Source organism: Clostridium sp. RTP31139st1_H3_RTP31139_211217 (assembly GCF_040227035.1).
Taxonomy (GTDB): Bacteria; Bacillota; Clostridia; order Clostridiales; family Clostridiaceae; genus Clostridium; species Clostridium saudiense.
On sequence record NZ_JBCOAB010000002.1, the window covers coordinates 91770 to 118015 of the forward strand.

Consider the following 26246-nt stretch of genomic DNA (forward strand, 5'->3'; position numbering starts at 1 on the left):
ATCTATATAATAAGATACCTTTATTTATTATTAAAATATTTACAATATTAAATTCCTTTTTCGTATTGTTCAACCATACGTTTAACCATTTCTCCACCAACGCTACCGCATTGTTTTGAAGTTAAGTCACCATTGTAATCAGTAAAAGGAACTCCCATTTCAGTTGAAACTTGGTTTTTGAATTTTGCTAATTTGTCTTTAGCTTCTGGAACTAATTGTGCCATTTAAATCATCTCCTTATATCTTTATGTTAATAGCTTATCCAATAAAAAAGTTTGTATAATATTTAATTGGAGGAAAAGGTGGAAAAATACTGGGTTAGTGGTAGAATATATATTGGCGAGTGAGAAAATTAAATATAAATAAAAAAATAAGGAATTAAGACATATAATTTGGTTAAAAATTAAAATAAATGAGTTATTTTTTTATTTTATTTCTCTTAAAATATTAATTGTATAAATTTATGAGGTTTTAACAATTAAGATTCATAGTACAAATAATTAATGAGGTGTTTTAATGAGTAAGTATAAAATCATAATGACTGGTGGGGGTACTGCAGGACATGTAACTCCTAATTTAGCCTTAGTTCCAAAGTTAAAGGAAAAAGGATTTGAAATAAAATATATTGGGAGTTATGAAGGTATTGAAAAAGAAATTATTGGTGATGCAGGGATACCATATTTTTCAATTTCATCAGGTAAATTAAGAAGATATTTTGATATGAAAAACTTCACTGATCCATTTAAAGTGATGAAGGGAATAGTGCAAGCAAATAAAATATTATCTAAAGAGAAACCAGATGTTATTTTTTCAAAAGGTGGTTTTGTGGCTGTTCCAGTTGTTATAGCTGCATCAATGAAAAAGATACCAGTAGTTTCGCATGAATCAGATTTAACACCAGGTCTTGCAAATAAGTTATCAGCTCCATTTTGTGATAAACTATGTGTTACATTTAGGGAAAGCTTAAATTATATTAAAGATGGAAAAGGTGAATTAACAGGAACACCAATAAGAGAAGAAATATTAAAAGGTAGTAGAATTACTGGAAAGAAGATTTGTAATTTTAATAATGACAAAGAAGTAATTTTAGTTATTGGGGGAAGTTTAGGAGCAAAAAGTATAAATGATGAGGTAAGATATCATATTCATGAAATATTAAAGGACTTTAATATTATTCATATTTGTGGAAAGGGAAATTTAGATAAGTCATTAGAAGAATTAGATGGATATAAGCAATTTGAATATGTAAAAGAAGATTTGCCACATTTACTTCAATATGCTGATTTTGTAATATCAAGAGCAGGGGCAAATGTAATATTTGAATTACTAGCGTTAAGAAAGCCTACTTTATTAATTCCGTTATCTAAAAAAAGTAGTAGAGGGGATCAAATATTAAATGCTAATTCATTTGCTAAAGAAGGATATTCATTAGTGTTAGACGAAGATGAGATGATGGAAAAACATAATTTGCTAGAAAGATTGTTTGAATTAAGAAGTAAAAAAAGTGAGCTTATAAAAAACATGACAAATAGTGAAATGAAAAATGGTGTTGATGCAATTTTAAATGTTATTATGAAAAGTATAAATAAAAAGTAATTTGCGTGTTTAACCGTTTTCAATGAAAATATTTTTAAAATATGAAAGTAAAGAACTTGAAAAAAAAAAATACTGTTATATAATGAAAGTAATGGAAAATTTAACAAAAATAAAACAAAAGTATAAGAGGTGCTGAAAATGAAAAAAGTTTCAATAATATATTGGAGTAATGGTGGAAATGTAGAAATTTTAGCAAATGCTATAAGTGAAGGTGTTAATTCTAAAGAAGTTGAAGTTGAAACAAAACACGTTGCAGATGCTACTATTGAAGATATATTAGAAGCTGATGCTGTTGCATTAGGAAGTCCAGCAATGATAAACGATGAAATAGAAGAAATAGATATGAAGCCTTTTATTAATAGCTTAAGTGAATTAAATATTAAAAATAAACCTTTAGTATTATTCGGATCATGTGGATGGCGTGATGCTAAGTTTATTGATAAATGGGGGAATTTGATGGAAGATTATGGATTTGAGATTTTGTCAAAATTTACTGTTAAAGATTCCGTTGAAAAAGAAGATTTAAAAATTGCTAAAGAACTTGGTAAATTATTAAGTCAACAATAGTTTTAATAAATTTTTATTGTCAAATAGTGTTTAAGCCTGTGATAAATTTCACAAAGTGGAAACGAAGGATAAAAAGCAGAGGTTAGATTTTATCTATTAAGCTTAGAATGTATTAATAATTGCAAGCAACAATGATATTTAAAAGATATCATGATTTATATGCTTAAATTTTTTTGAAAATGGGAAGCGAGGTAGACGAGATGAGAAAAATGAAAACTATGGATGGTAACACTGCTGCTGCACACGTGTCATATGCGTTTACAGAAGTAACTGCTATTTATCCAATCACTCCATCATCACCAATGGCAGAACACGTTGATGAATGGGTTGCACAAGGTAGAAAAAATATTTTTGGACAACCAGTAAAAGTTATGGAAATGCAATCAGAAGGGGGAGCAGCAGGTGCTGTTCATGGATCATTACAAGCTGGAGCTTATACAACTACATATACAGCTTCACAAGGTTTATTATTAATGATTCCTAATATGTACAAAATAGCTGGAGAAAGACTTCCAGGGGTTATACATGTATCAGCTAGAGCATTAGCTACATCTTCATTAAATATTTTTGGAGATCATCAAGATGTTATGGCAGCTAGACAAACTGGTTTTGCTATGCTAGCTGAAGGTTCAGTTCAAGAGGTTATGGATTTATCAGCTGTTGCACACTTAGCTGCAATAAAGACTAGAATTCCATTTATGAACTTCTTTGATGGATTTAGAACATCTCATGAAATTCAAAAAATAGAAGTTTTAGAATATGATGAATTAGCTAAGTTAGTTGATTGGGATGCTGTTAAAGAATTTAGAGCGAGTGCTTTAAATCCGGATCATCCAGTAACTAGAGGTACAGCTCAAAATCCAGATATATATTTCCAAACAAGAGAAGCTGTAAATAGATTTTACGATGATATCCCAGAAGTAGTTGAAAGTTATATGGCTGAAATTACTAAATTAACAGGAAGAGAATATCATTGTTTTGATTATTATGGAGCACCAGATGCAGATAGAATAATTATTGCAATGGGTTCAGGAACAGACGTTGCTGAAGAAACAGTAGATTACTTAAATGCAAGAGGAGAAAAAGTTGGGGTTGTAAAGGTTAGACTTTATAGACCATTCTCAATAGAAAAATTATTAGCTGCAATTCCAGATACAGTAAAGAAAATTGCAGTATTAGATAGAACTAAAGAACCGGGATCAATTGGTGAACCTTTATACTTAGACGTAGTAAGTGCATTTGCTGGTAAAGAAAATGCTCCTTTAATAGTTGGTGGTAGATATGGATTAGGTTCTAAAGATCCAAATCCATCAGATATAGCAGCTGTTTATGAAAATCTTTCTAAGGACGAGCCTAAGAATGGATTTACAATTAGTATAGTTGATGATGTTACTAATACATCATTAGAAACAGTAGAAGATATTGATGCTACTCCAGAAGGAACTAAGGCATGTAAGTTCTGGGGATTAGGATCAGATGGTACTGTTGGTGCTAACAAGAGTGCTATAAAGATAATTGGCGATCATACAGATATGTATGCCCAAGGATATTTCTCATATGACTCTAAGAAATCAGGTGGTATCACAGTTTCTCACTTAAGATTTGGTAAGAAACCAATTAAATCACCATATTTAATAGATAAAGCTGATTTCGTAGCATGCCACAATCAATCTTACGTTTATAAATACAACGTATTAGATGGATTAAAGAATAATGGTAAGTTCTTATTAAATACAATTTGGACACCTGAAGAATTAGATGAAAAATTACCAGCTGAAATGAAGAGAACTATAGCTGAAAAAAATATAGAATTCTACACATTAAATGCTGTTAAGATAGCTCAAGAAATTGGACTAGGTGGAAGAATTAATATGATAATGCAAGCTGCATTCTTTAAGTTAGCTAACATTATTCCAGTAGATGAAGCAGTAGCGTATTTAAAACAAGCTGTTGTTACTTCATATGGTAAAAAAGGTGAAAAAGTTGTTAACATGAACAATGCTGCAATAGATTCAGGTGTTGATGCTATTGTTAAGATAGATGTTCCAGCATCATGGGCTAATGCAGTAGATGAAGAAGTAGCTGCAACAAAAGAAATTCCTTCATTTATTAAAGAAATAGTTGAACCTATGAACAGACAAGAAGGATTTGGATTACCAGTTTCTACATTTGTTAAACATGGTATGGAAGATGGTACATTTATGGCTGGTACAGCTGCATATGAAAAGAGAGGAATTGCAATTAATGTTCCTGAATGGGTTCCAGAAAATTGTATTCAATGTAATCAATGTGCTGTAGTATGTCCACATGCTGCAATAAGACCATTCTTATTAACTAGTGAAGAAGCTGAAAAAGCTCCAGCAGCAATGAAAACTACTGATGCTAAAGCATTAAGGACAGAAACACCATATAAGTTCTCAATAGGTGTTACACCTCTTGATTGTACTGGTTGTGGAAACTGTGCTGAAGTATGTCCAGCTAAGAATAAAGCTTTAGTTATGAAACCACAAGATACTCAACATGATCAAATTGAAGCTTGGGATTATGCAACAACAGAGGTATCAGCTAAGAAGAACCCAATGAATAAGAATACATTAAAGGGAAGCCAATTTGAACAACCATTACTTGAGTTCTCAGGTGCTTGTGCTGGATGTGGAGAAACTCCATATGCTAAGCTTGTAACTCAATTATTTGGTGATAGAATGATGGTAGCTAATGCTACAGGATGTTCTTCAATTTGGGGAGGATCAGCTCCTGCAACTCCATATACAGTTAATCATAATGGACATGGACCAGCTTGGGCAAATTCATTATTTGAAGATAATGCTGAATATGGATTAGGTATGTTCTTAGGAGTTCAAGCTATAAGAGATAGAGTTGCTGAAAATGTAAAAGTTGCATTAGAAAGTGATTTATCAGATGAAACTAAGGCTGTATTAAAAGATTGGTTAGATAATAAAGATGAAAGCGCTGGAACTAGAGAAAGAGCAAATGCTTTAGTTACTGCACTTGAAAATTGTGATTCTGAAATAGCTAAGACTATTTTAAATGATAAAGAATTCTTCGTTAAGAGATCTCAATGGATCTTTGGTGGAGATGGTTGGGCATATGACATCGGATACGGTGGACTTGACCATGTTCTTGCATCAGGAGATAACGTAAATGTATTAGTATTTGATACTGAAGTTTATTCAAATACAGGTGGTCAATCTTCTAAAGCTACACCAACAGCTGCAATTGCTAAATTTGCAGCTTCAGGTAAGAGAACTAAGAAGAAAGATTTAGGAATGATGGCTATGAGCTATGGTTATGTATATGTTGCTCAAGTATGTATGGGGGCAGATAAGAATCAAGTTCTTAAAGCTATAGCAGAAGCAGAAGCTTATGATGGACCATCATTAATTATAGCTTATGCTCCATGTATAAATCATGGTATTAAAGCAGGAATGACAAATTCACAAGCTGAAGCTAAGAAAGCTGTAGATTGTGGATACTGGGCATTATACAGATATAACCCAGCATTAAAAGGAACTAAGAATCCATTTACTTTAGATTCAAAAGAACCTAAGGGAGACTTCAAAGAATTCTTAATGGGTGAAGTAAGATATGCTTCATTAGCTAAAGCATTCCCAGAAGCTGCAGAAGCTCTATTCGAAAAGACTCAAGCAGATGCTATGGAAAGATTAGAAAACTACAAAAGACTTGCTAATCAAGAATAAAATTTAAATTTAAAAGGCGATACATTTATGTATTGCCTTTTTGTAATTTTAAAACAAAAATTCTAGTATTATGAATATATAAATAAATAATATGAATTATTAATAAAATTTTTATTAAAATGAAGATTTTTCTTTTATTTTACTAAAAATAAGAGTACAATTAGAAGGACTACTTAAGTTAAGCAAAATTTAAAATACAGTTTTTTACTGGTTTATTTTAATTAGAAATTGTTTAACTTATTATTAAGGAGGAATGTAAAATGGAAAAAGAATTAAATAAATGCGGTGAAGGCTGCGGATGCGGACACGACCACGATCATGATAGCCACGGATGTGGAGAAAACTGCGGGTGTGGAGAACACGAACATGAACACTTCGTTGTTGATTTAGAAGACGATAACGGAAATGTTTTATCTTGCCCAATAGTTGATGCATTTGAATTTGAAGAAAATGAATATGTATTAGCTCAAAACCCAGAAGATGAATCAGTTTACTTATTCAGATCAACTGAAGAAGGAGAACTTATAGTTCCAGAAGAAGCTGAATTTGATAAAGTAACAGAATATTACACTAATGTTTTAGCTGAAGACTAATATTTCGTAAAGATTATGCAATTTTAATTGCATAATCTTTTTTTATTATATAAATTAAATGATAATTAAATTCATTGTTTTCAATTTACAATTTAATGAGGAGATGATATATTTTTATTATGGAAAAAATTACTTGGAGTTATAAATGAATTAGTAAAGAGTCGAAAATGGTTGATTGAAAAGTTTTCCTGGGTTATTTATTGAATAAGTATAGGTTATGAAATTAATTGATTAAATTAAAAATTAGAATTTTGATTATAATGGAATAACAATGTGCTTAGTAACTTAAACTAAGTAAAAGTGGTTTTATGTTATATAATAAAATTTCACTTACAGAGAAAAGGTGAATAAAATGAAGTATGCAGATTTACATATTCATTCAAGTTATTCTGATGGTTCGAAAAGACCAGAGGAGATAATTGATTCGGCAATAAAAAATAATATAAAATGTATTTCAATAACGGATCATGATTCTATAGCATCGCAATATGTGACAAAAAATAATTATGATGATTTATTAATAATTCCAGGAATTGAACTTAGTACAGAGTATAATAATATGGAGCTTCATATACTTGGATACTTTATAGATGTTGAAAATAATGATTTAAAATCACTTGTTAATGAATTAAATATACAAAGGATTAAAAGAGTTGAAAGTATATTATATAATTTAAGAAAATATAATATAAATTTAGAGTTAAAAGATTTAGAAGTAGACAATGATTCAACTGTGGGCAGAAGTCATATAGCAAATGCCATGGTTAAGAAGGGGTATTTTGACAATTATAAAAGTGCATTTAGAAGTTTTTTAGTACAAGGAAAGCCTGGATATGTAAAAGGATTTAGATTAAATTATAGAGATTGCATAGATGTGATTAATAATTCTGGTGGAGTGCCTATTTTAGCACATCCTGGACAAATATATAGAAAACTTGAAGTTGAAAATATATTAAAAGAATTGAAATGTTTTGGGTTAAAAGGTGTTGAGGTATATCATCCTAGTCATACACAAGGAGATGTTAATAAATTTTATAACTTATCTAAAAAATATAAACTATGTGTAACTGGAGGAAGCGATTATCATGGAAGACCTGTAGGTAATGAGTGTATATCTATTGGCAGTTGTGGATTAAATGAAGAGTGTTTAGAGAAATTTATTAAATTTAATAATAAGAGATAGTGGGGGCAAACAAATGGAATTATCAAAAAAAGCACAAAGAATTGAACCATCAGTAACTTTAGAAATTACAGCGAAAGCTAAAGAGATGAAAGAAAATGGAGTAGATGTTATTAGTTTTGGAGCTGGGGAGCCAGATTTTAATACACCTAAAAATATAATTGACGCAGCTATCAAAGCAATGAATGATGGAAATACTAAGTATACTAGTGTAAATGGGATATTACCATTAAGAGAAGCAATTTGTAAAAAATTCAAAGAGGATAATGGATTATTTTATAAACCATCACAAATAGTTGTTTCAACAGGAGCAAAACAAAGCCTAGCTAATACTTTTTTAGCTATATTAAATCCTGGTGATGAAGTAATTGTACCAACTCCTTATTGGGTTAGTTATCCAGAGCTTATTAAATTAGCAGATGGAAAGCCTGTATTTGTAAAAAGTGATGAAAAATCAGATTATAAATTTACTAAGGAAAACTTAGAAAATGTAGTTAGTGATAAAACAAAGGCTATTGTATTAAACACACCTAATAATCCTACTGGAACTATATATAGTGCAGATGAATTAAAAGTGATTGCAAATTTTGCTAAAGAACATGACCTTATAATTGTATCTGATGAAATGTATGAAAAACTTATTTATGATGGAGAAAAGCATATAAGTATTGCAAGTATTTCACAAGATGCATATGAAAGAACTATTGTTATTAATGGTTTATCTAAATCATATGCAATGACAGGATGGAGAATAGGATATTGTGGTGCAAGTGAAAAGATAGCAAAATTAATGACAAGTATTCAAAGTCATGTAACTTCAAATGTTTGTTCAATAACTCAGTATGCAGCAGTTGAGGCTTTGAATGGCCCGCAAGATAAAGTAAATGAGATGATTGGCGAATTTGAAAAAAGAAGAAATTATATGGTAGATACAATTGAAGGTATCAATAATTTAAGTATAATTAAACCTAAAGGTGCCTTTTATATTATGATTAATATAGAAAAGTGTTTAGGAAAAGAAATTAATGGACAAATATTAAATGATTCTATGGATTTTTCAGCTATGCTATTAGAATGTGAAAAGGTAGCAGTTATTCCAGGTAAGGCCTTTGGATTAGATCACTATGTAAGGGTGTCTTATGCAACTTCTTTAGATGCAATCAAAGAAGGTCTTATGAGAATTAAAAAATTTGTAGATAAGCTGAATTCTTAGCTTTAGGTGGAGTTTTAACTTCAAAGGAAGATTAAAATTCATTATCTAAGAGTGGGTTAGTTGTTAGCACTGCTTTAAAAAATGGCATGAGTGTAACAATTTATAATTGTCAAAAAAGTTGAATTAGATAATTGGGGCTGTAGCAGGTTTAAATGCTCAGCCCTTCATATATGATGGAGGATAAACGTGGAAAAGTTAGCGATATTTGATATAGATTATACAATAACAAGAAAAGAAACACTAATGGAGTTTTTTAAATATCTTGTTTCTAAGGATATTAAAAACATAAAATTTTTACCAAGGGCTTTATATTCAGGGCTTATGTATAGTATAAAAGTATATGATGAAAGAAGAGTTAAGGAATGTTTCTTAAAGTTTATAGATAATATAGATGAAAAGGACTTAGCAAAACTTACAAAATCATTTTATGATGAAAGATTAAGTAGTATACTTTATAAAGATGCTGTTGATATGATAAAGAAATTAAAAAATGAAGGGTACATGGTAATTCTTATATCAGCATCGCCAGAATTTTATATTAAAGAATTTTATGCTATTAAGGAAGTAGATTTAATAATAGGTACTAAATTTGCTTTTGAAGGTGGAAAATTTGTAAGAAAAATGGATGGAAACAACTGCAAAGGAGAAGAAAAGGTTAAGAGACTAAATGAAGTTTTAAAAGAAAAAAATATTAAAGCAGACTTTAAAAACTCATATATGTTTTCAGATTCTCTTTCAGATAAGCCATTATTAGATTTAGTTGGAAATCCATATTTAATAAACTATAAGAAGCATCATGAAATTGAAATATTAAAATGGAAGTAATATAAATCTTCAAAGGAAGTGTAATTTTTATGGAAGCTATAAATAAGTTTTATTTAAATAATGAAAAAATAGAAGACGTAAATGAATTTAATGAAGATAGTGAAAAAGGTAGTATAATATATGAAGTTCTTAGAGTGATTAATGGAAAAGCTGTGTTTTTAAAAGATCATATTGAAAGAATGAAAAGATCTTTTGCACTTATAAATATGGAATTTCCATTTAACACTGAAGATGTAGAAAAAAAGGTTAATGAGGTTATTAAAAAGAATGATAATGTATTAGGAAATATTAAAATCACTTATAATACTGCTTCAAAGAATTTAAAAATATATTATATAAAGCATTCTTATCCAAGTAATGAATTATATACTGAAGGTGTAAAAACTATTCTTTATTATGGAGAAAGAGAAAATCCAAATGCAAAAATAGTAAATGACAATTTTAGAGCAAAAGTAACAGAGGAAATAAAAAAATCAAATACTTTTGAAGCAATATTAGTTGATAGGAATGGATTAATAACAGAAGGTAGTAAATCTAATATATTTGCTATTAAAGATGGAAAACTTATTACTGCAAAAGCAGAAGCTGTTTTAAAGGGAATAACAAGAGATAAAATAATAGATATTGCTAAAGAAATAGGAATAGAATTTGAAGAAGTTGATATAAAGTCAGAAGATATTGATAAGTTAGATGCAATGTTTATTTCGGGCACTTCTCCTAAGATATTACCAATAGCATTTGTTAATAATATAAAACTTGATGTGAATAATATCACCTTGAGAAAGCTTATGAAAGCATATAATGAGCTTTTAGAAGGAAAGAGATAAGGCATTTTTATTAAAAGAGGGATGGGGCTATGGAATTAAATTTAAAAAAAGAAGTTAATACGTATTTGTTTGTTTTATTTAAGCTTATGGGTGGATTTTTTCTAGCATCATTAGGAATAGTATTTATGATAAATGCTAACTTAGGTCTATCACCATGGGATGTATTACATAAAGGGATAACCAATGTAATTCCTATTACAATGGGACAAGCAAATATTGTAGTGGGAGTAGTTGTTGTTATTGCTAGTGTATTTTTAGGGGTAAAAATAGGTATAGGAACTATATTAAATACAATTTTTATTGGAGTATTTATAGATTTAATAACGATGAGTAAATTAATACCAGTTGTACATAATTTATTTATAGGAATAATAATGCTTATAATTGGAATGCTTTTATTAGGTCTTGGAACTTGTATTTATTTAAGTTGTGAATCAGGATGTGGACCAAGAGATGGATTGATGACAGCATTAACTAAAATTACTAAAAAACCAGTTAAGGTAGTAAGGGGAAGTATTGAAATAGGAGCTTTAATTTTAGGATGGATCTTAGGAGGAAGTGTTGGATTAGGAACTATAATTACAGCATTAGGATTAGGGTATTTTGTACAAATGTGGTGTAAGGTACTTAAAATAAATATAGCAGATTTAAAACATAAAAGTATAATAGAGACTTTAAACTTTAAATAGGAGCTTCGATTATTGAAACTCCTATTTTAGCATTTATAAATATTGAAAAAATATTATATGATAAATGAAAAAATACTTCATATCACGGAGAATAGTTTTACTTTTTATAAAATATAATAAAGCTTTTCAAAAAAATAATAGTTTCAGGATATATATTAAGTGTAATCAAATTTTAGGGGGAGAGTTTATGGAGATAAGTGAACTTATTAATTTAATTGCAAATGTTGGGTTTCCAGTAGCTATTAGTGCATATTTACTAATAAGGCTAGAAAAGCAAATACTTACATTAACATTTTCAATAAATAAACTTAATACTATAATTTCAACTAAATTAGGTGTTGTAATTGATAATGAGTAAAAAATAAGGTGTATCTTTTAAGATACACCTTATTTCTTATTTAAACTATATAAAATTATGTTAATTAAGATGTTATAGCATTAGTTATTGGTGGTACAACTTGTTTCTTTCTTGAAAGAACTCCTGGAAGGAATGCACCCTTATCTTTTAATGTAACATTGAAAGCTTTTTCTACTATTTCAGGTTTATTACCAGTAACTAGTATTTCAGAACCTTCGTTTAATATGTCTGTTAATAATAACATAACCATATCTAATCCAGCTTCTTTAGCTTTTTGATCCATGTAGTTTAACATTTCTTCTTTTAAAGGCATGAATCCTTCAATATCCATTGTATTAACTTGAGCTATACCTACTTTAGTATCTTCGATAGTAAATGGCTTGAAGTCAGAGTTGAAGATTTGTTCAACTGTTTTACCTTTTAATGAAGTACCAGCTTTAAACATTTCTTTTGCAAATTCTTCAATGTTTATATCAGCAATTTCAGCAAGCTTCTTACAGATATATTGATCTTGTGGAGTACAAGTTGGACTTCTGAATAATAATGTATCAGAAATTATTGCACCACATAAAAGTCCTGCAGCTTTTCTTGAAGGTCTTATTCCACTTTCAAAGAAGCATTTAGCAACTATAGTTGATGTACTTCCAACTGGTTCATTTCTAAAGTAAATTGGATTGTTTGTTTGAATATCAGCAACTCTGTGGTGGTCGATGATTTCTAAAACTTCTGCATCTTCTAATCCATCAACAGATTGACCTCTTTCGTTGTGGTCAACTTGAATAACCTTTTTCTTGTGGTTAGAAATTAAGTGGTATCTAGAAACAGTACCAACAACTCTTCCGTTTTGATCTAAAACAGGATAGCTTCTAAATCTAGTTTCAGTCATAATTCCTTTTATATCATCAACTAAATCATCAGTTGTGAAAGAAACTATGTTTTCTTTAACCATAACATATCCAACAGGGATACTTTGAACTATAAGTCTTGAAGCAGTAAATGAATCATGTTGAGTTACTATTATAGTTACTCCATGTTCTTTAGCTAAGCTTACTATTTTTTCAGATGGAGCATATCCACCAGTTACAATCATTAATGAAATATTAAGTTTTATTAATGCTGCTTGAGCTTCTTCTCTATCACCAACTATAGCAATGTCACCTTCGTCTATATGACCAGACATTGTATCAGGTTGCATAGCTGTAACAACTATTTTACCAGGGAAGTGAGTTACTTTTTCATTAACGTAAGAAACTTTAGCAGATAAAGTATCGATAATATTATCTAATGTTGTATTACTTTTAGCTAAGATTCTGTTATCCCAGATATCCATATAACAAGATGTAAGATTAGATACTGCTAGTACTCCTAAAAGATGATCATTTTCATCTGCTACAGGTAAAGTTTTAATATTTTTATCTCTCATTATACTCCAAGCTGTTTTTAATGAGATTTCAGGAGATACAGGACTTATGTTATCAAATTGTAAGTCTTCCACCTTTAATTTAACAGTTTTTAAAAGTCTTGGAGCTTCAGCATTGAAGTAATCTAATATATATTGAGTTTCTTGATTAGGATTACCTAGTCTGCAAGCAACAGTTTCAACGTCACCAATTTTGTTTTTGAATTCAGCATATGCGTAAGCTGCACATATTGAGTCTGAGTCTGGATTCTTATGACCAGTTACATAAATTATATCTTTCATGCAATACGCCTCCTAAGTATATTTAAGTATAAAAGATTTTATCTGATGGCTAGCCGTTGTAACACTCCTACCTTTTCAGGTGGAATATAACAACGTACATACCCCTAGATAACGAACTCTAACCTTAAGATGAAGTTAAAATTCCATCTTAAGCTAAGAATTCAGTTTATTACATATTTTCGCATACTACTATTCTATATTTCCAAGGGGAATTTGTAAATAAAAATGTTATGTATAGAAAGTATAAATTTTACTTAATTATTCATAGTATTACATAAACATTAATATATATATACAAGAGTTCTTAAAGAGGAGGAAAAAGGGTGATACAGGAAAAAGAATTTACTAGGGGATTAAGTACTAGAGAAGCAGAAAAAAGAATTAAAACTTACGGGTTAAATGAACTTAAACATAATAAGAAAAAGTCACCGATTTTAATTTTTTTATCTCAATTTAATGATTTCTTAGTATGGGTATTAATAGGTGCAACTATTATATCAGGATTTATAGGGGACAAGGCCGATGCAGTAACAATACTTATTATTGTAATTGTAAATGCAATATTAGGATTTGTTCAGGAGTTTAGGACAGAAAAGTCATTAGAAGCGCTTCAAGAGTTGGCGGCGCCAACCTGTAAGGTAATTAGAGATGGGAATATTAAAGTTATTAATTCAAAAGAGTTAACAATAGGTGATTTAGTTGTATTGGAAGCCGGTGATAGGATTCCAGCAGATGGAACATTTATTGATGCAGCCAATATGGTAGTTGATGAATCATTATTAACTGGCGAATCAGTTGGTATTTCAAAGGATACAGTTAAAGGGAAAAATGCAGGATTTATGGGGACGATAGTTCTAAAAGGTAGAGGGTTAATAATAGTAGATGCTATTGGAATGAAGACAGAAATGGGGAAAATAGCTAACCTTTTAGATAATATAGAAGAAGAAAAATCACCTCTAAGAGAAAGATTAGATTCTTTAGGTAAAATTCTAGTTGTAATGTGTATTGCAGTATGCGTAATAGTTACTGTTTTAGGAATAATAAGGGGAAATGATATAACAGAAATGTTCCTTTTAGGAGTTTCATTAGCAGTTGCAGCTATACCAGAAGGATTAGCGGCAATAGTTACTGTTGCCTTAGCATTAGGTGTTAGCAGGATGTTAAAGAGAAATGCATTAGTTAGAAAATTACCAGCAGTTGAAACGTTAGGATGTACATCTGTAATTTGTTCAGATAAAACAGGAACATTGACTCAAAATAAAATGACTGTTAAGGAAATATTAGCTAATGGTAAAATATATGAATTAGATAAAGAAAAACTTAATGATTGTGAAAAATTAAAAGAGGCATTTATTTATTGTAATGATGCAAATTATAATTACGAAATAAAAGATATTGAAAAGGCTGTTATGGGAGATCCTACAGAAACAGCTTTGGTAAAGGCATTTTATAAAGATCCTAAAGAGTTAGAAAAATTTGTAACAAAAAGTAAGAGAGTTTATGAGATTTCTTTTGATTCTACAAGAAAGATGATGACCGTTATAATGAATGAGCACGGAAAAGAAACTTGTTACATGAAGGGAGCTCCAGAAAGGGTATTAGAAAGATGTAATTTTGTATTAGAAAACGGTAAAATAAAGCCATTAACAGCTCAAAAGAAAAAGCAAATATATAACTATATAGAAGCTATGTCTAATAGAGCATTAAGATGTATAGCAGCTGCATATAAGGAAGAACATATAGTTAAAAGTGAATCTGTAGAAAGTAATTTAGTGTTTTTAGGTGTTGCAGGTAGCATGGATCCACCAAGAGTAGAAGTTAAAGATGCAGTTTTAAAATGTAAGATGGCAGGAATTCAACCTATAATGATTACAGGGGATCATAAAAATACAGCTTTAGCTATAGCGAAAAGTATTAATATTTGTAATTCTGATGATCAAGCAATAACTGGAGATGAATTAGAAAAAATGTCTGATGATGAACTAGTTAAAAAGGTAAATAAAATAAGGGTATTTGCTAGAGTATCTCCTAATCATAAGTTAAGAATTGTTAGAGCATTTAAAAAGAATAATAATATTGTTGCTATGACTGGTGATGGTGTAAATGATGCTCCAGCCATAAAGGAAGCTGATATTGGTGTTGCTATGGGTATATCAGGTACTGATGTAACTAAGGAAGCTGCAGCAATGGTATTAATAGATGATAACTTTGCTACTATTGTTGCAGCAGTTGAAGAAGGAAGAGTAATTTATGATAATATAAGAAAGTTTATAAGATATTTATTATCATGTAATTTAGGTGAAGTTTTAACAATGTTCTTGGCATCATTATTTTATTTACCAAATCCACTTACTCCAATTCAAATTTTATTTGTTAATTTAGCTACAGATGGATTACCAGCTATTGCGTTAGGAGTTGACCCTCCTGATAAAGATATAATGAGACAAAGACCTAGAGATAAAAATGAAGGTATTTTTGCTAGAGGACTTTGGGAAAAAATAATAGTAAGAGGATGTCTAATTGGTATTTGTACTTTATTATCATTTATGTCAGGAAGATATTACGGGATGGATTTAGCAACTTGTAGAACTATTACATTATGTACATTAGTTATGTCACAACTTTTACATGTATTTGAATGTAGATCAGAAAGGCATTCAATATTTGAAATAAATATATTTAGTAATATATATTTATTAGGAGCTGTATTAGTTTCTATATCAATGATATGTTGTATATTATATATTCCTTTATTGAGTAGTATTTTTAATACTGTAGCATTAAATTTAGGACAATGGTTATTGGTATTATTCTTCTCAGGAGTAATTTTCTTAATTAATAGTGTATATTTATTAATTAAGTCTAAAAAATAATAATAGCAAAAAATTTCCTGATTATATGTTTTTATAATCAGGAAATTTTTGTTCAAAAGTAGAAGCTTAAAATTAAAAGAAAAAAATATTAAAATTAAAATGTTTACAAGAAAAAAACAGTTGTGCATCATAGGAATACATGGTAAAATTTTCTTATGGTAATTCTTGCTTTAAAATGGAAATAAAGGGTGAGTACATAAATAAAAAAGTAGGGGGTGCAAAAATGAATTTTATAAGTACAAGAGGAGAGGAGGGAGCAATTTCATCCTCGGAAGCAATTATAAAGGGTATTGCGAATGATGGTGGATTATATGTTCCAAATGAATTTCCAGAGGTATATGACAGGCTAAAAAAGAAAATGGGGCTTTCTTATATTGAGCTAGCATATGAAGTTATAAAAGAATTTTTTGGAGACATAGGAGAAGAAAATTTAAAAGGGGCTATAGACAGAGCTTATAATGGTAAATTCTCAGTAAGAGAAGAAAATGATTTTTTAGAGTTGTATCATGGACCAACATCTGCCTTTAAGGATGCAGCACTTCTTTTTTTACCACAAATAATGAAGAAAGCAAAGAAATTAAATAATATTAAAGAAGAAATAGTAATATTAACTGCAACTTCAGGTGATACAGGAAAAGCAGCATTACAGGGATTTAGTAATGTTGATGGTTTTAAAGTTGTGGTTTACTATCCAGAAAATGGCGTAAGTGCAATTCAAGAAAAACAAATGGTAACTCAAGAAGGTAATAACGTTAAGGTAATCGGAATTAGGGGCAATTTTGATAACGCGCAAAGTGGAGTTAAGAAAATATTTGGGGATGTTGAATTTAGAGAAGAATTAAAAAATAGGGGCTTTTTATTATCTTCAGCTAATTCAATTAATATTGGAAGGCTAGTACCACAAATAGTGTATTACTTTTATGGTTACTTTGATTTAGTCAATAAGCAAAAAATAAAAGAGGGCGATGAAATAAATATAGTAGTTCCAACAGGGAACTTCGGAAACATATTAGCAGCTTATTATGGTAAAAAAATGGGGCTACCTATAGGTAAGTTAATATGTTCATCTAATGAAAATAATGTATTAACAGATTTCTTAAATACAGGGCTATATGATAGAAGAAGAGAGTTAATATTAACAGAATCTCCATCAATGGATATTTTAGTATCTTCAAATTTGGAAAGATTAATATTTGAAGCAAATAATAGAGATGCTAAAAAAACTAAAAAGCTTATGGATGAATTGAATGAAAAAGGAGTTTATTCAATTTCAAGTGAAAGTAAAGCATTTTTAAGTGATTTTTATGGAAATTATGCAAATACAGATGAAGTGTATGAAGCAATTAAGAATGTTTATAATAATAAAAAATACCTTATGGATACACATACTGCAGTTGGATATGTAGTTTTTAATAAGTATAGAAAAGAAACTGGGGATAATAGACAAGCATTGATAGCATCTACTGCAAGTCCTTATAAATTCCCAAGAAGTATTTGTAATGCCTTAGAATTAGATGTTAGTAACAAAGATGATTTTGAAATATTAAAGTTATTAAATGAGTATACTAATATTGAAATTCCTAAGAATCTAGTAGGATTAAATAATAAAAAAATTCTTCATAATAATGTATGTGATAAGGAAAAAATGAAAGATATTTTACTTGAATTTTTAAAGGAGAGTAAAAATGATTAGGGTAATAGTACCAGCGACATCAGCCAATTTGGGGCCAGGTTTTGATTCGCTGGGAATCTCCTTAAGCATATATAATGAATATGAATTTTCACTAAAAGATGAAAATGGATTGTTTTTTGAAGGTGTTGAAGAAGAATTCCAAAATGAAGATAACATAATTTATATGGCTATTAAAAAAGTTTTTGATAAATATAACTTTAAATTTAAAGGATTAGGGATTAAAATAATAAGACAGGATATCCCAATATCTAGGGGGTTAGGTTCTAGTTCAAGTTGTATAGTAGCAGGATTAATAGGGGCTTTTGCATTAATGGGAAAAGAGATAAATAAAGACGAAATATTAAGTTTAGCAGTTGATATTGAGGGTCATCCAGATAATGTGTGTCCAGCTATCTTTGGAGGACTAGTTTCTACAGTAATGACAGAGAGTAATAAGCCATTATATAATTGTATAGAAATTAAAGAAGGTATTAAGTTTATTGCATTAGTTCCAAGGGTTAAACTTTTAACAGAGAAAGCAAGGGCAATATTGCCTAAAGAAATTCCATTTAAAGATTGTGTTTATAATATAGGAAGGGCTGCCTTATTAATATCTGCATTTTCAAATGGGAAATATTCTTTATTAAGAGAAGCAACTAAGGACAGGATTCATGAACAATATAGAAGCAGACTTATCGAGAATTTTGATGAGATTTATAATAAGGTCATAGAGTTAGGAGCTTTTGCATGCTTTTTAAGTGGTGCAGGTCCAACTTTAATGTCAATAGTAGATAAAAATGATTTAAGTTTTGTAAATGAAATTTCAAAGTTTATTAAAGAAAATAATTTTAATTGGGATATCAAAGAATTAATGATTGATAAAAATGGGGCAAAAATTTTGAAGGGTGAATAAGCATGAACGGAGACTATTTAGTTATTGATAAAAAGGTTTTGCCAGAAGTATATGAAAAAGTGATTACAACAAAAAAAATCTTACAAGAAGGTAAGGTAAAAGAAGTAACTGAAGCTACTAAGTTAGCTGGAATAAGCAGAAGTGTTTATTATAAGTATAAGGATTATGTGTTTGAGTTTTCTCAAATGTCTAATGGGAGAAAGGCAACTTTTAATATGATAATTGGGCATCAAAAGGGAGTTCTTTCAAATATACTTAACTTTATTTCAGAGCATGATGGAAATATACTAACAATTGATCAAGGTATTCCAATTAATAATTTAGCTAATTTAAGTTTAACTATTGATATATCATCAATGAAAATTGAATTAAGTGAAATGCTAGAAGATTTAAAAAGTCTAGAATATGTAGATAGAGTAGAATTTATAGCTATGGAATAAAATATAATATAATAGCCTCTTAGGTCATTCTGAATATTAGATTGACCTAAGAGGTTTATTTTGATAGAATGTAAAATTAATATGAAACAACTTTTTCTAATGTGAAAGTTGTAACTTCAATTTATAAACTGTTAAACTTAACTTATGATGTAAATACTAAAAGAAAGGAGTGATTGTCAATGAATGTATATTTTGATAATAGTGCTACTACTATGCCTTATGATGAAGTTATAGATGAAGTAAGCAAAGGTATGAAAGAGTACTTTGGCAATCCATCATCATTACATAAAATTGGAATGAAATGTGAAAAGCGATTAAATGAAGCTAGAGAGTATTTTGCATCTACCATTAAATGCAATAAAGATGAAATTTACTTTACCTCTGGTGGAAGTGAAGGTAATAACCTTATATTAAAAGGTTTATTAAAACCAGGTCATCATCTAATAACGACTGCTTTTGAGCATCATTCAATAATTAGTACGTGTAAATATCTAGAAGAGAAAGGTGTTAAAATTACATATTTAGATGTTGATAGTGAAGGAAGAATTTCATTAGAAGATTTAGAAGAAGCTATTAATAAAGATACAGTTTTAGTATCAATTATGCATGTTAATAATGAGATAGGTGTTGTTCAAGATCTTGAAGCAATAGGAAATTTAATTAAAGAAAGAAGTTCAAGAGCTAAATTTCATGTAGATGCAGTTCAAGCTTATGGAAAATTACCTATTGATGTTAATAAAGCTAAAATTGATTTTTTAACAACAGCAGCGCATAAAATTCATGGACCAAAGGGTGCAGGATTTGTTTATATAAAAAAAGGCATTGTATTAAATTCTTTAATTTCTGGTGGTGGACAGGAAAAAGGTTATAGAGCAGGAACAGAAAACTTACCAGCAATAATAGGATTTGAAAAGGCTTCTAAAATTACTTTTGAGAATATGGATGAAAGATACGATAAAACTTTAGAGTTAAAAAAATATTTTATTGAAAGATTAGAAGAAATTAAGGATATTAGAATAAATAGCAAGATTGATGGCTATAGCCCTTATATTTTAAATGTTTCATTTTTAGGAGTTAGAGCTGAAGTGTTATTGCATTTATTAGAAGAGGAAAATATTTTTGTAGCAACCGGATCAGCATGCACGTCTAAAACTAGTGCGGCTCATGGAAGTTACGTAATAAAGGCTCTAGGGTTAACTAACAAAGAAGTGGAATCAGCTATTAGGTTTTCTTTCTCATATGAAAATACAAAAGAAGAAGTAGATTATACAATTAATGTTTTGAAAAAGTCATTAATGTTTTTAAGGAGAGTAAAAAGATGAATAATAAGTTAATTTTAGTGAAGTATGCTTCAGAAATATTTTTAAAAGGATTAAATAGAGGGAAATTTGAAAGAAAGTTAAAGGAAAATATAGAAAAAAAGCTTTCAGGATTACAATTTGAATTTGTAACAGATCAAGGTAGAGGCTTTATAAAAGCTGATGATATAGAAGCAGCAGTAGAAAGAGTAAGAAAAGTATTTGGTGTTGCAGAAGTTTGTATAGTTACTCAAGTAGAAAGAGATTTAACTGCCATTAAAGAAGAAGCATTAAAAAAAGTTAAGGAAGCTAATCCTAAAACATTTAAAATTGAAACTAATAGAGCAAATAAAAAGTTCCAATTAAACTCTATTGAAACATCAAGAGATGTTGGTGGCTATGTACTTCATCACTTTGGTGAAGGTTTAGATGTAGATGTTAAAAACCCTGAATGTTTAGTAAATATAGAAATAAGAGAAAAGGCATATGTATTTACAAGCAAAGATAAAATAAAAGGTGTTGGGGGATTACCATATGGAATGAATGGTAGCACTATGTTAATGCTATCAGGTGGGATTGATTCTCCAGTAGCTGGATATTTAATGGCTAGAAGAGGAGTAGAGTTAAATTGTGTATATTATCACAGTCATCCATATACTTCAGAGAGAGCCAAGGATAAGGTTAAGGAATTAGCTAAAATACTTTCAAATTATACAGAAAGAGTTAATTTATACATAGTTCCATTTACAGAAATCCAATTAGATATAATGGAAAAATGCAGACAAGATGAATTAACTATATTAATGAGAAGATTCATGATGAGATGTGCATGTACTTTAGCTGAAAAGTATGGAGTACAATCAATTTCAAGTGGAGAAAGTATTGGGCAAGTAGCAAGTCAAACTATGGAAGGTTTAATAGTTAGTACTGATTGCGCTGATAGACCTGTATTTAGACCATTAATTGCCATGGATAAAGGAGATATAATGGATATTGCCAAGGAAATAGGTACATATGATACTTCAATATTACCATATGAAGATTGTTGTACAATATTTGTTCCAAAACATCCTAAAACTAAGCCACAGTTAGAAGCTATGAGAAAAGCTGAATCTGTTCTTGATGTAGAAGAAATGGTTAATAAGGCAATTGAAGGAACTGAATTAGTGGTATTTTAGTTTGGCATATGTGCATATAAACCTTTAATTATAATGAAAAATATAGTCATTTATAAAATCGTGAGAAGAATACATTAATAAAATTAAAAGAACTACTGTAGGGTAGTTCTTTTAATTTTTAGTAGATATTAAAAGATTTATATATAAAAGAAAGAAAAAACTATTTAAAAGTATTATATATTTTATATAATAATAAGAGAGAATAATTTTATTTAATGTCGAAGTAGAGTTTATAAGATAATTATGTTAGGAGAAAAGTATATGGCTGTATTTATAATATTTTTAGTAATAGTACTAATTGTTATAGTTATGTATGGAAATGAAATTTTAAGAGGAAGTTTTAAAGTACAGGTAGTAAAGTTTTTACCTTTAGGAATTTTTAAAGAAGATAAAAATAAAGATAAAGATAGTAAGATAGATAATAGAGAAGAAAGTATTAAAGAAAGACATATTAATAAAGAGAAAGATAATTTACATAATAGTATATTAATAGAAAATGAGAATGATTTAAAAGAAAGTCAAATAGAAGCACAAGAAAATGAAATAAAAGTAAAAGAAATTGAGCATGATGAAATAAATGTAGAAATTAACGAAAAAGGTGAAGAGAAAACTTGCGTAGAAAGTGAAGAAAGCAACATACTTGATTTAATAGATGAAAATAATGATAATTTATTAAATCAAGAAGAGATTGTATATTGGACACCTAATGGAAAAACATATCATTCTAAGAGTACATGTAGAACTTTAGCTAGAAGTAAAATAATTAATAGTGGAACAGTAAACGAAAGTGGAAAAGATTTTAAATGTGAAAATTGTAAATAAATAGTTATAAATTAGTAACTTCCTTGAAATTATTGTGCTGTAAAGTTAAAATTAACTTAATATGCCAATAATAGGAGGGTAATAATGCTTTCAAAATTTAGTGTTAAAAAACCATTTACAGTTTTCGTTTCAGTAATATTAGTTGTATTACTAGGCGTAATATCATTTACAAAAATGACTACAGATTTATTGCCGAGTATGGACTTACCATATGTTGTTGTTATGACAACATATCCAGGGGCAAGCCCTGAAAAGGTAGAACTTGCAGTTACTAAGCCACTAGAACAATCACTTGCAACAACAAGTGGAGTTAAGAATATAAATAGTATTTCTAGTGAAAATTCAAGTATTATAATTTTAGAGTTTGAACAAAGTGTTAATATGGATAGTATCTTAATTGAAATGAATAGTTACATTGACTTAGCTCAAGCTCAGTTTGATGATGATGTTCAATCACCTATGGTAATGAAGATGAATCCAGATATGTTACCTATAATGGTTGCAAGCATAGATGTTAATGGATTAGATACAAAGGAAGTAACTAAGATTGTAAATGAAACAGTTATTCCGGCCTTTGAAAAAATTGATGGGGTAGCGTCAGTAAATTCAACAGGGTTAGTGGAAGAAAAAATAAAGATCCAATTAAATCAAGAAAAAATTGATTCAATTAATAATAAGGTGCTTGCTAGTGTTGATGAAAAGTTAGCAGAAGGAAAAGCACAATTAGATGATGCAAAGAATCAATTAGAATCAGGAAAGAATCAGTTAGAAACTCAGGGAAAAGAGCAAACAGCACAGCTTGCAGAAGCAAGTGCAGCTTTAGAAAGTGGTAAAACACAATTAATTGAAGCAATTAATAGCTTATTATTAGCTCAAAATGATTTAGAAAATCAAAAGGCTGATATAGAACAGAAAAAGAACTTGTTGGACAAGTTCTTAGAAGCACAACAAGGAGTAGGAATTGAAATATCTGAAAAGGAGCAAGAATTACTAAATGAATTAACTAGTGGGTTAGAGGCAATTAATTCAGGAATTTCAGAGATTACTACTAAAAAGGGTGAATTAGAAACACAACTTACAGGATTAGCTGATAAGGAAAAAGAACTAGAATTAGGTAAGTTAACTTTAAATCAAGAATTAAGTAAAGCTTCTGCACAACTTACAAATAGTGAAGCAGAACTAAACAAAAGCATAAAAGAATTCGAAGCTTCAAGGGATGAAGTATATAAGAATGCAGGTATAGGAGAAGCACTTTCGGCATCAACTATATCAAATATTCTAAAGGCAGAAAATTTTTCAATGCCAGCAGGATACATTCAAGAAGATGAAGAAAAATATTTGGTTAAAGTAGGAGATGAATTAACTTCATTAGAGGAGTTAGAAAATCTTTTATTATTTAATATTGATGTTGAAGGAGTAGGAGATATATATTTAAAGGATATTGCTGAAGTTTCATATACAGATAACTCGGATGAAATGTATGCTAAGATAAATGGCAATGATGGAATAATATTATCTTTTCAAAAGCAAAGCACCTACTCTACATCAGAAGTATCCAATAAAATTAATGATACAATAGAGGAATTACAAAAAAATAATCAGGATATGCATATTACAGCACTAGAAGACCAAGGAATATATATTAATATCGTTATTCATTCTGTATTAAGCAATTTAATTTTAGGTGGTATATTAGCAATAATTATATTATTACTGTTTTTAAGAAATATAAAACCAACAATAATTATTGCTTTTAGTATTCCAATAAGTTTATTATTTGCATTAGTAATGATGTATTTTAGCGGTGTAACAATGAATGTTATATCATTAGCTGGTTTAGCATTAGGTGTTGGTATGTTAGTTGATAACAGTATTGTTGTTATAGAAAACATATATAGATTAAGAAATGAAGGTATGTCAGCAATTCAAGCAGCTGTTAAGGGATCAACTCAAGTTGCAGGAGCAATTTTAGCATCAACATTAACTACCATTTGTGTATTTTTACCTATAGTATTTACTGAAGGTATATCTAGGCAGTTATTTACTGATATGGGATTAACTATAGCATATTCGTTAATAGCCAGCTTAATTGTAGCATTAACATTAGTACCTACTATGTCATCTACGATGCTTAAAACAACAGTGGAAAAAGAGCACAAATTTTTTAATAAATTTATAAAAATATATAGTAAAGCACTTAAATTTGCATTAAGATATAAGCCAATATTTCTAATTTTGGTTGTTGTATTACTTGTTAGTAGTACAGTAATTTCAATATCACGAGGAAGTTCTCTTATGCCTGAAATGGATAGTACTCAAATTTCTGTTAGTATGACTATGGATAATGATACAAAAACTACTGATTTAAGAGAGATGAGTAATACAATTATTGATAGGATTTCTGAAATTGATGATGTTGATACTATAGGGGCAATGCAAAATTCAAGTTCTATGAGCTTAATGGGTGGAGGAGATAGTAAATCAATTTCACTTTATGTAATTTTAAAAGATGATAAAAAACTATCAAGCAAAGAGGTTGGGAAATTAATTGAAGATAAAACAAAAGATTTAAATTGTGAAATTAATGTAACTACTTCAACTATGGATATGTCTGCTTTGGGGGGATCTGGAATAAGTCTTTCTGTTGAAGGTGATGATTTAGATAAGATTAAAGAAATAGCTAATGATATAGCAGATATAATTAGTAAAGTAGATGGTACAATTGAAGTATCTAATGGACAAGAAGATACCTCTTTAGAAACAAGGATAACTGTTGATAAAAATAAAGCTATGGAATATGGATTAACGGTAGCACAAGTTTATCAGGCTGTAGCGCAAGAGATATCATTAGAAACAACTTCAACTTCATTAAGTATAAATTCTAGTGATTATCCAGTAATAATAGCAAAAGATAGTAATAATACTTTGAAAAGAGATAATATTAAGGATCTTGAAATTAAAGGAACTAAGAATGGCAATGAAGAAAAAATTGCATTAAGTGAAATTGCAACAATTAGTGAAGAAAATGGATTATCTTCAATTAATCATATTAATCAAACTAGAGCTATTACTGTAAGTGCAGCTATTGATGCAGAACATAATGTAGGAAATGTGAGTAAAGCTGTAGAAAAAGAAATAGATAAATATGAATTGCCTGAAGGGTATACTATTGAAATTGGTGGAGAAAGTGATTCAATGAAACAAGCTTTTGGGGATTTAATACTTATGATTGCAATGGCCATAGTATTTATATATTTAATTATGGTAGCACAATTTCAGTCTTTACTATCACCATTTATAGTACTATTTACTATTCCACTTGCATTTACAGGAGGATTTTTAGCATTAATTATTACAGGATTTGAATTAAATATGATTTCAATATTAGGTTTTTTAATGCTTGCAGGAATAGTTGTTAATAATGGTATTGTTTTTGTAGATTATGTAAATCAGTTGAGATTAGGTGGGATGAAAAAGAAGGAGGCATTAATTGAAGCTGGAAAAGCAAGAATTAGACCAATATTAATGACTGCATTAACAACTATTTTAGGATTATCTACCTTAGCTATGGGAATTGGAATGGGAGCAGATATGATTCAGCCAATGGCTATAGTTACAATTGGTGGGTTAACTTATGCTACTGTTTTAACTTTATTTATAGTTCCAATTATGTATGATATTTTACACAGAAGAGAGTTGAAACCAATAATAATTGAGGAATCAATTTAGTTTTATCAGTGTAAAGGCTAAAAAGAAATATTATAAGAAATAAAAAAAAGAG

Annotated in this window: 20 protein-coding genes; 18 read left to right on the plus strand and 2 right to left on the minus strand. The window is 29.2% G+C overall.

The genetic code is table 11. From position 1 onward, the window contains the following. Positions 1-47: 47 nt before the first annotated feature. Positions 48-224 carry an alpha/beta-type small acid-soluble spore protein gene (locus tag ABUA17_RS01395; protein WP_042394329.1) on the minus strand — a complete coding sequence of 59 codons (177 nt, stop codon included), beginning with the start codon at positions 222-224 and terminating at the stop codon, positions 48-50. A 292-nt stretch (positions 225-516) separates the two neighbouring features. Between ABUA17_RS01395 and murG the strand changes: the two genes are divergently transcribed. The 10 genes from murG to ABUA17_RS01445 all read left to right on the plus strand — a co-directional run bounded on the left by murG (position 517) and on the right by ABUA17_RS01445 (position 11567). Next, the gene (murG, locus tag ABUA17_RS01400) at positions 517-1596 is read left to right on the plus strand and encodes an undecaprenyldiphospho-muramoylpentapeptide beta-N-acetylglucosaminyltransferase (RefSeq protein ID WP_349817936.1); all 1080 of its coding nucleotides are present in this window, start codon (positions 517-519) and stop codon (positions 1594-1596) included. A 138-nt stretch (positions 1597-1734) separates the two neighbouring features. Further along, positions 1735-2163: a flavodoxin domain-containing protein gene (locus ABUA17_RS01405; RefSeq protein WP_055274855.1), complete on the plus strand. Its 429-nt coding sequence runs from the start codon at positions 1735-1737 to the stop codon at positions 2161-2163. 200 nt (positions 2164-2363) lie between these two features. Continuing rightward, positions 2364-5882, plus strand: coding sequence for a pyruvate:ferredoxin (flavodoxin) oxidoreductase (gene nifJ, locus ABUA17_RS01410; protein WP_042394317.1), 3519 nt, complete (start codon positions 2364-2366; stop codon positions 5880-5882). A 260-nt stretch (positions 5883-6142) separates the two neighbouring features. Then, positions 6143-6475: a DUF1292 domain-containing protein gene (locus ABUA17_RS01415; RefSeq protein WP_042394312.1), complete on the plus strand. Its 333-nt coding sequence runs from the start codon at positions 6143-6145 to the stop codon at positions 6473-6475. A gap of 352 nt (positions 6476-6827) precedes the next feature. Beyond that, positions 6828-7658: a PHP domain-containing protein gene (locus ABUA17_RS01420; RefSeq protein WP_042394309.1), complete on the plus strand. Its 831-nt coding sequence runs from the start codon at positions 6828-6830 to the stop codon at positions 7656-7658. A 13-nt stretch (positions 7659-7671) separates the two neighbouring features. Continuing rightward, positions 7672-8868, plus strand: coding sequence for a pyridoxal phosphate-dependent aminotransferase (locus ABUA17_RS01425; protein WP_042394308.1), 1197 nt, complete (start codon positions 7672-7674; stop codon positions 8866-8868). Positions 8869-9054: 186 nt separating this feature from the next. After that, positions 9055-9693 (plus strand): HAD-IB family hydrolase, encoded by a 639-nt coding sequence (locus ABUA17_RS01430; RefSeq protein ID WP_042394305.1) that lies wholly within the window; start codon positions 9055-9057, stop codon positions 9691-9693. Between the two features lie 29 nt (positions 9694-9722). Beyond that, positions 9723-10520, plus strand: coding sequence for an aminotransferase class IV (locus ABUA17_RS01435; RefSeq protein ID WP_195951361.1), 798 nt, complete (start codon positions 9723-9725; stop codon positions 10518-10520). A 29-nt stretch (positions 10521-10549) separates the two neighbouring features. After that, entirely contained in the window at positions 10550-11209 is a 660-nt protein-coding gene (locus ABUA17_RS01440; protein WP_042394300.1) for a YczE/YyaS/YitT family protein, read from the plus strand. 187 nt (positions 11210-11396) lie between these two features. Then, positions 11397-11567: a YvrJ family protein gene (locus ABUA17_RS01445; protein WP_074431742.1), complete on the plus strand. Its 171-nt coding sequence runs from the start codon at positions 11397-11399 to the stop codon at positions 11565-11567. A 64-nt stretch (positions 11568-11631) separates the two neighbouring features. Here ABUA17_RS01445 and ABUA17_RS01450 read toward each other — a convergent pair whose 3' ends face one another. Then, complete coding sequence (locus ABUA17_RS01450) at positions 11632-13269, minus strand: putative manganese-dependent inorganic diphosphatase (protein WP_042394297.1); 1638 nt, start codon at positions 13267-13269, stop codon at positions 11632-11634. Between the two features lie 323 nt (positions 13270-13592). Between ABUA17_RS01450 and ABUA17_RS01455 the strand changes: the two genes are divergently transcribed. From ABUA17_RS01455 to ABUA17_RS01490, 8 genes are all read left to right on the plus strand, one after another. Then, positions 13593-16142 carry a calcium-translocating P-type ATPase, SERCA-type gene (locus ABUA17_RS01455; protein WP_055291471.1) on the plus strand — a complete coding sequence of 850 codons (2550 nt, stop codon included), beginning with the start codon at positions 13593-13595 and terminating at the stop codon, positions 16140-16142. A 223-nt stretch (positions 16143-16365) separates the two neighbouring features. Beyond that, a complete protein-coding gene (gene thrC / locus ABUA17_RS01460; protein ID WP_055291470.1) occupies positions 16366-17835 on the plus strand; it encodes a threonine synthase in 1470 nt (489 codons plus the stop codon). Further along, complete coding sequence (gene thrB, locus ABUA17_RS01465) at positions 17828-18727, plus strand: homoserine kinase (protein ID WP_042394289.1); 900 nt, start codon at positions 17828-17830, stop codon at positions 18725-18727. Before thrC ends, thrB begins: the two co-directional genes overlap by 8 nt. A gap of 2 nt (positions 18728-18729) precedes the next feature. Then, on the plus strand, positions 18730-19167 hold the full coding sequence (locus tag ABUA17_RS01470) for an ACT domain-containing protein (protein ID WP_042394286.1): 438 nt from the start codon (positions 18730-18732) through the stop codon (positions 19165-19167). A gap of 179 nt (positions 19168-19346) precedes the next feature. After that, positions 19347-20489 (plus strand): cysteine desulfurase family protein, encoded by a 1143-nt coding sequence (locus ABUA17_RS01475; RefSeq protein WP_042394282.1) that lies wholly within the window; start codon positions 19347-19349, stop codon positions 20487-20489. Then, positions 20486-21643, plus strand: a complete 1158-nt coding sequence (gene thiI, locus ABUA17_RS01480) for a tRNA uracil 4-sulfurtransferase ThiI (protein ID WP_042394278.1) — start codon at positions 20486-20488, stop codon at positions 21641-21643. The genes ABUA17_RS01475 and thiI overlap by 4 nt, the downstream gene beginning before the upstream one ends. Positions 21644-21904: 261 nt before the next feature. Continuing rightward, entirely contained in the window at positions 21905-22465 is a 561-nt protein-coding gene (locus ABUA17_RS01485; protein WP_052330573.1) for a coiled-coil domain-containing protein, read from the plus strand. Positions 22466-22549: 84 nt separating this feature from the next. Further along, positions 22550-26194 (plus strand): efflux RND transporter permease subunit, encoded by a 3645-nt coding sequence (locus ABUA17_RS01490; protein WP_195951802.1) that lies wholly within the window; start codon positions 22550-22552, stop codon positions 26192-26194. Positions 26195-26246 lie beyond the last annotated feature (52 nt).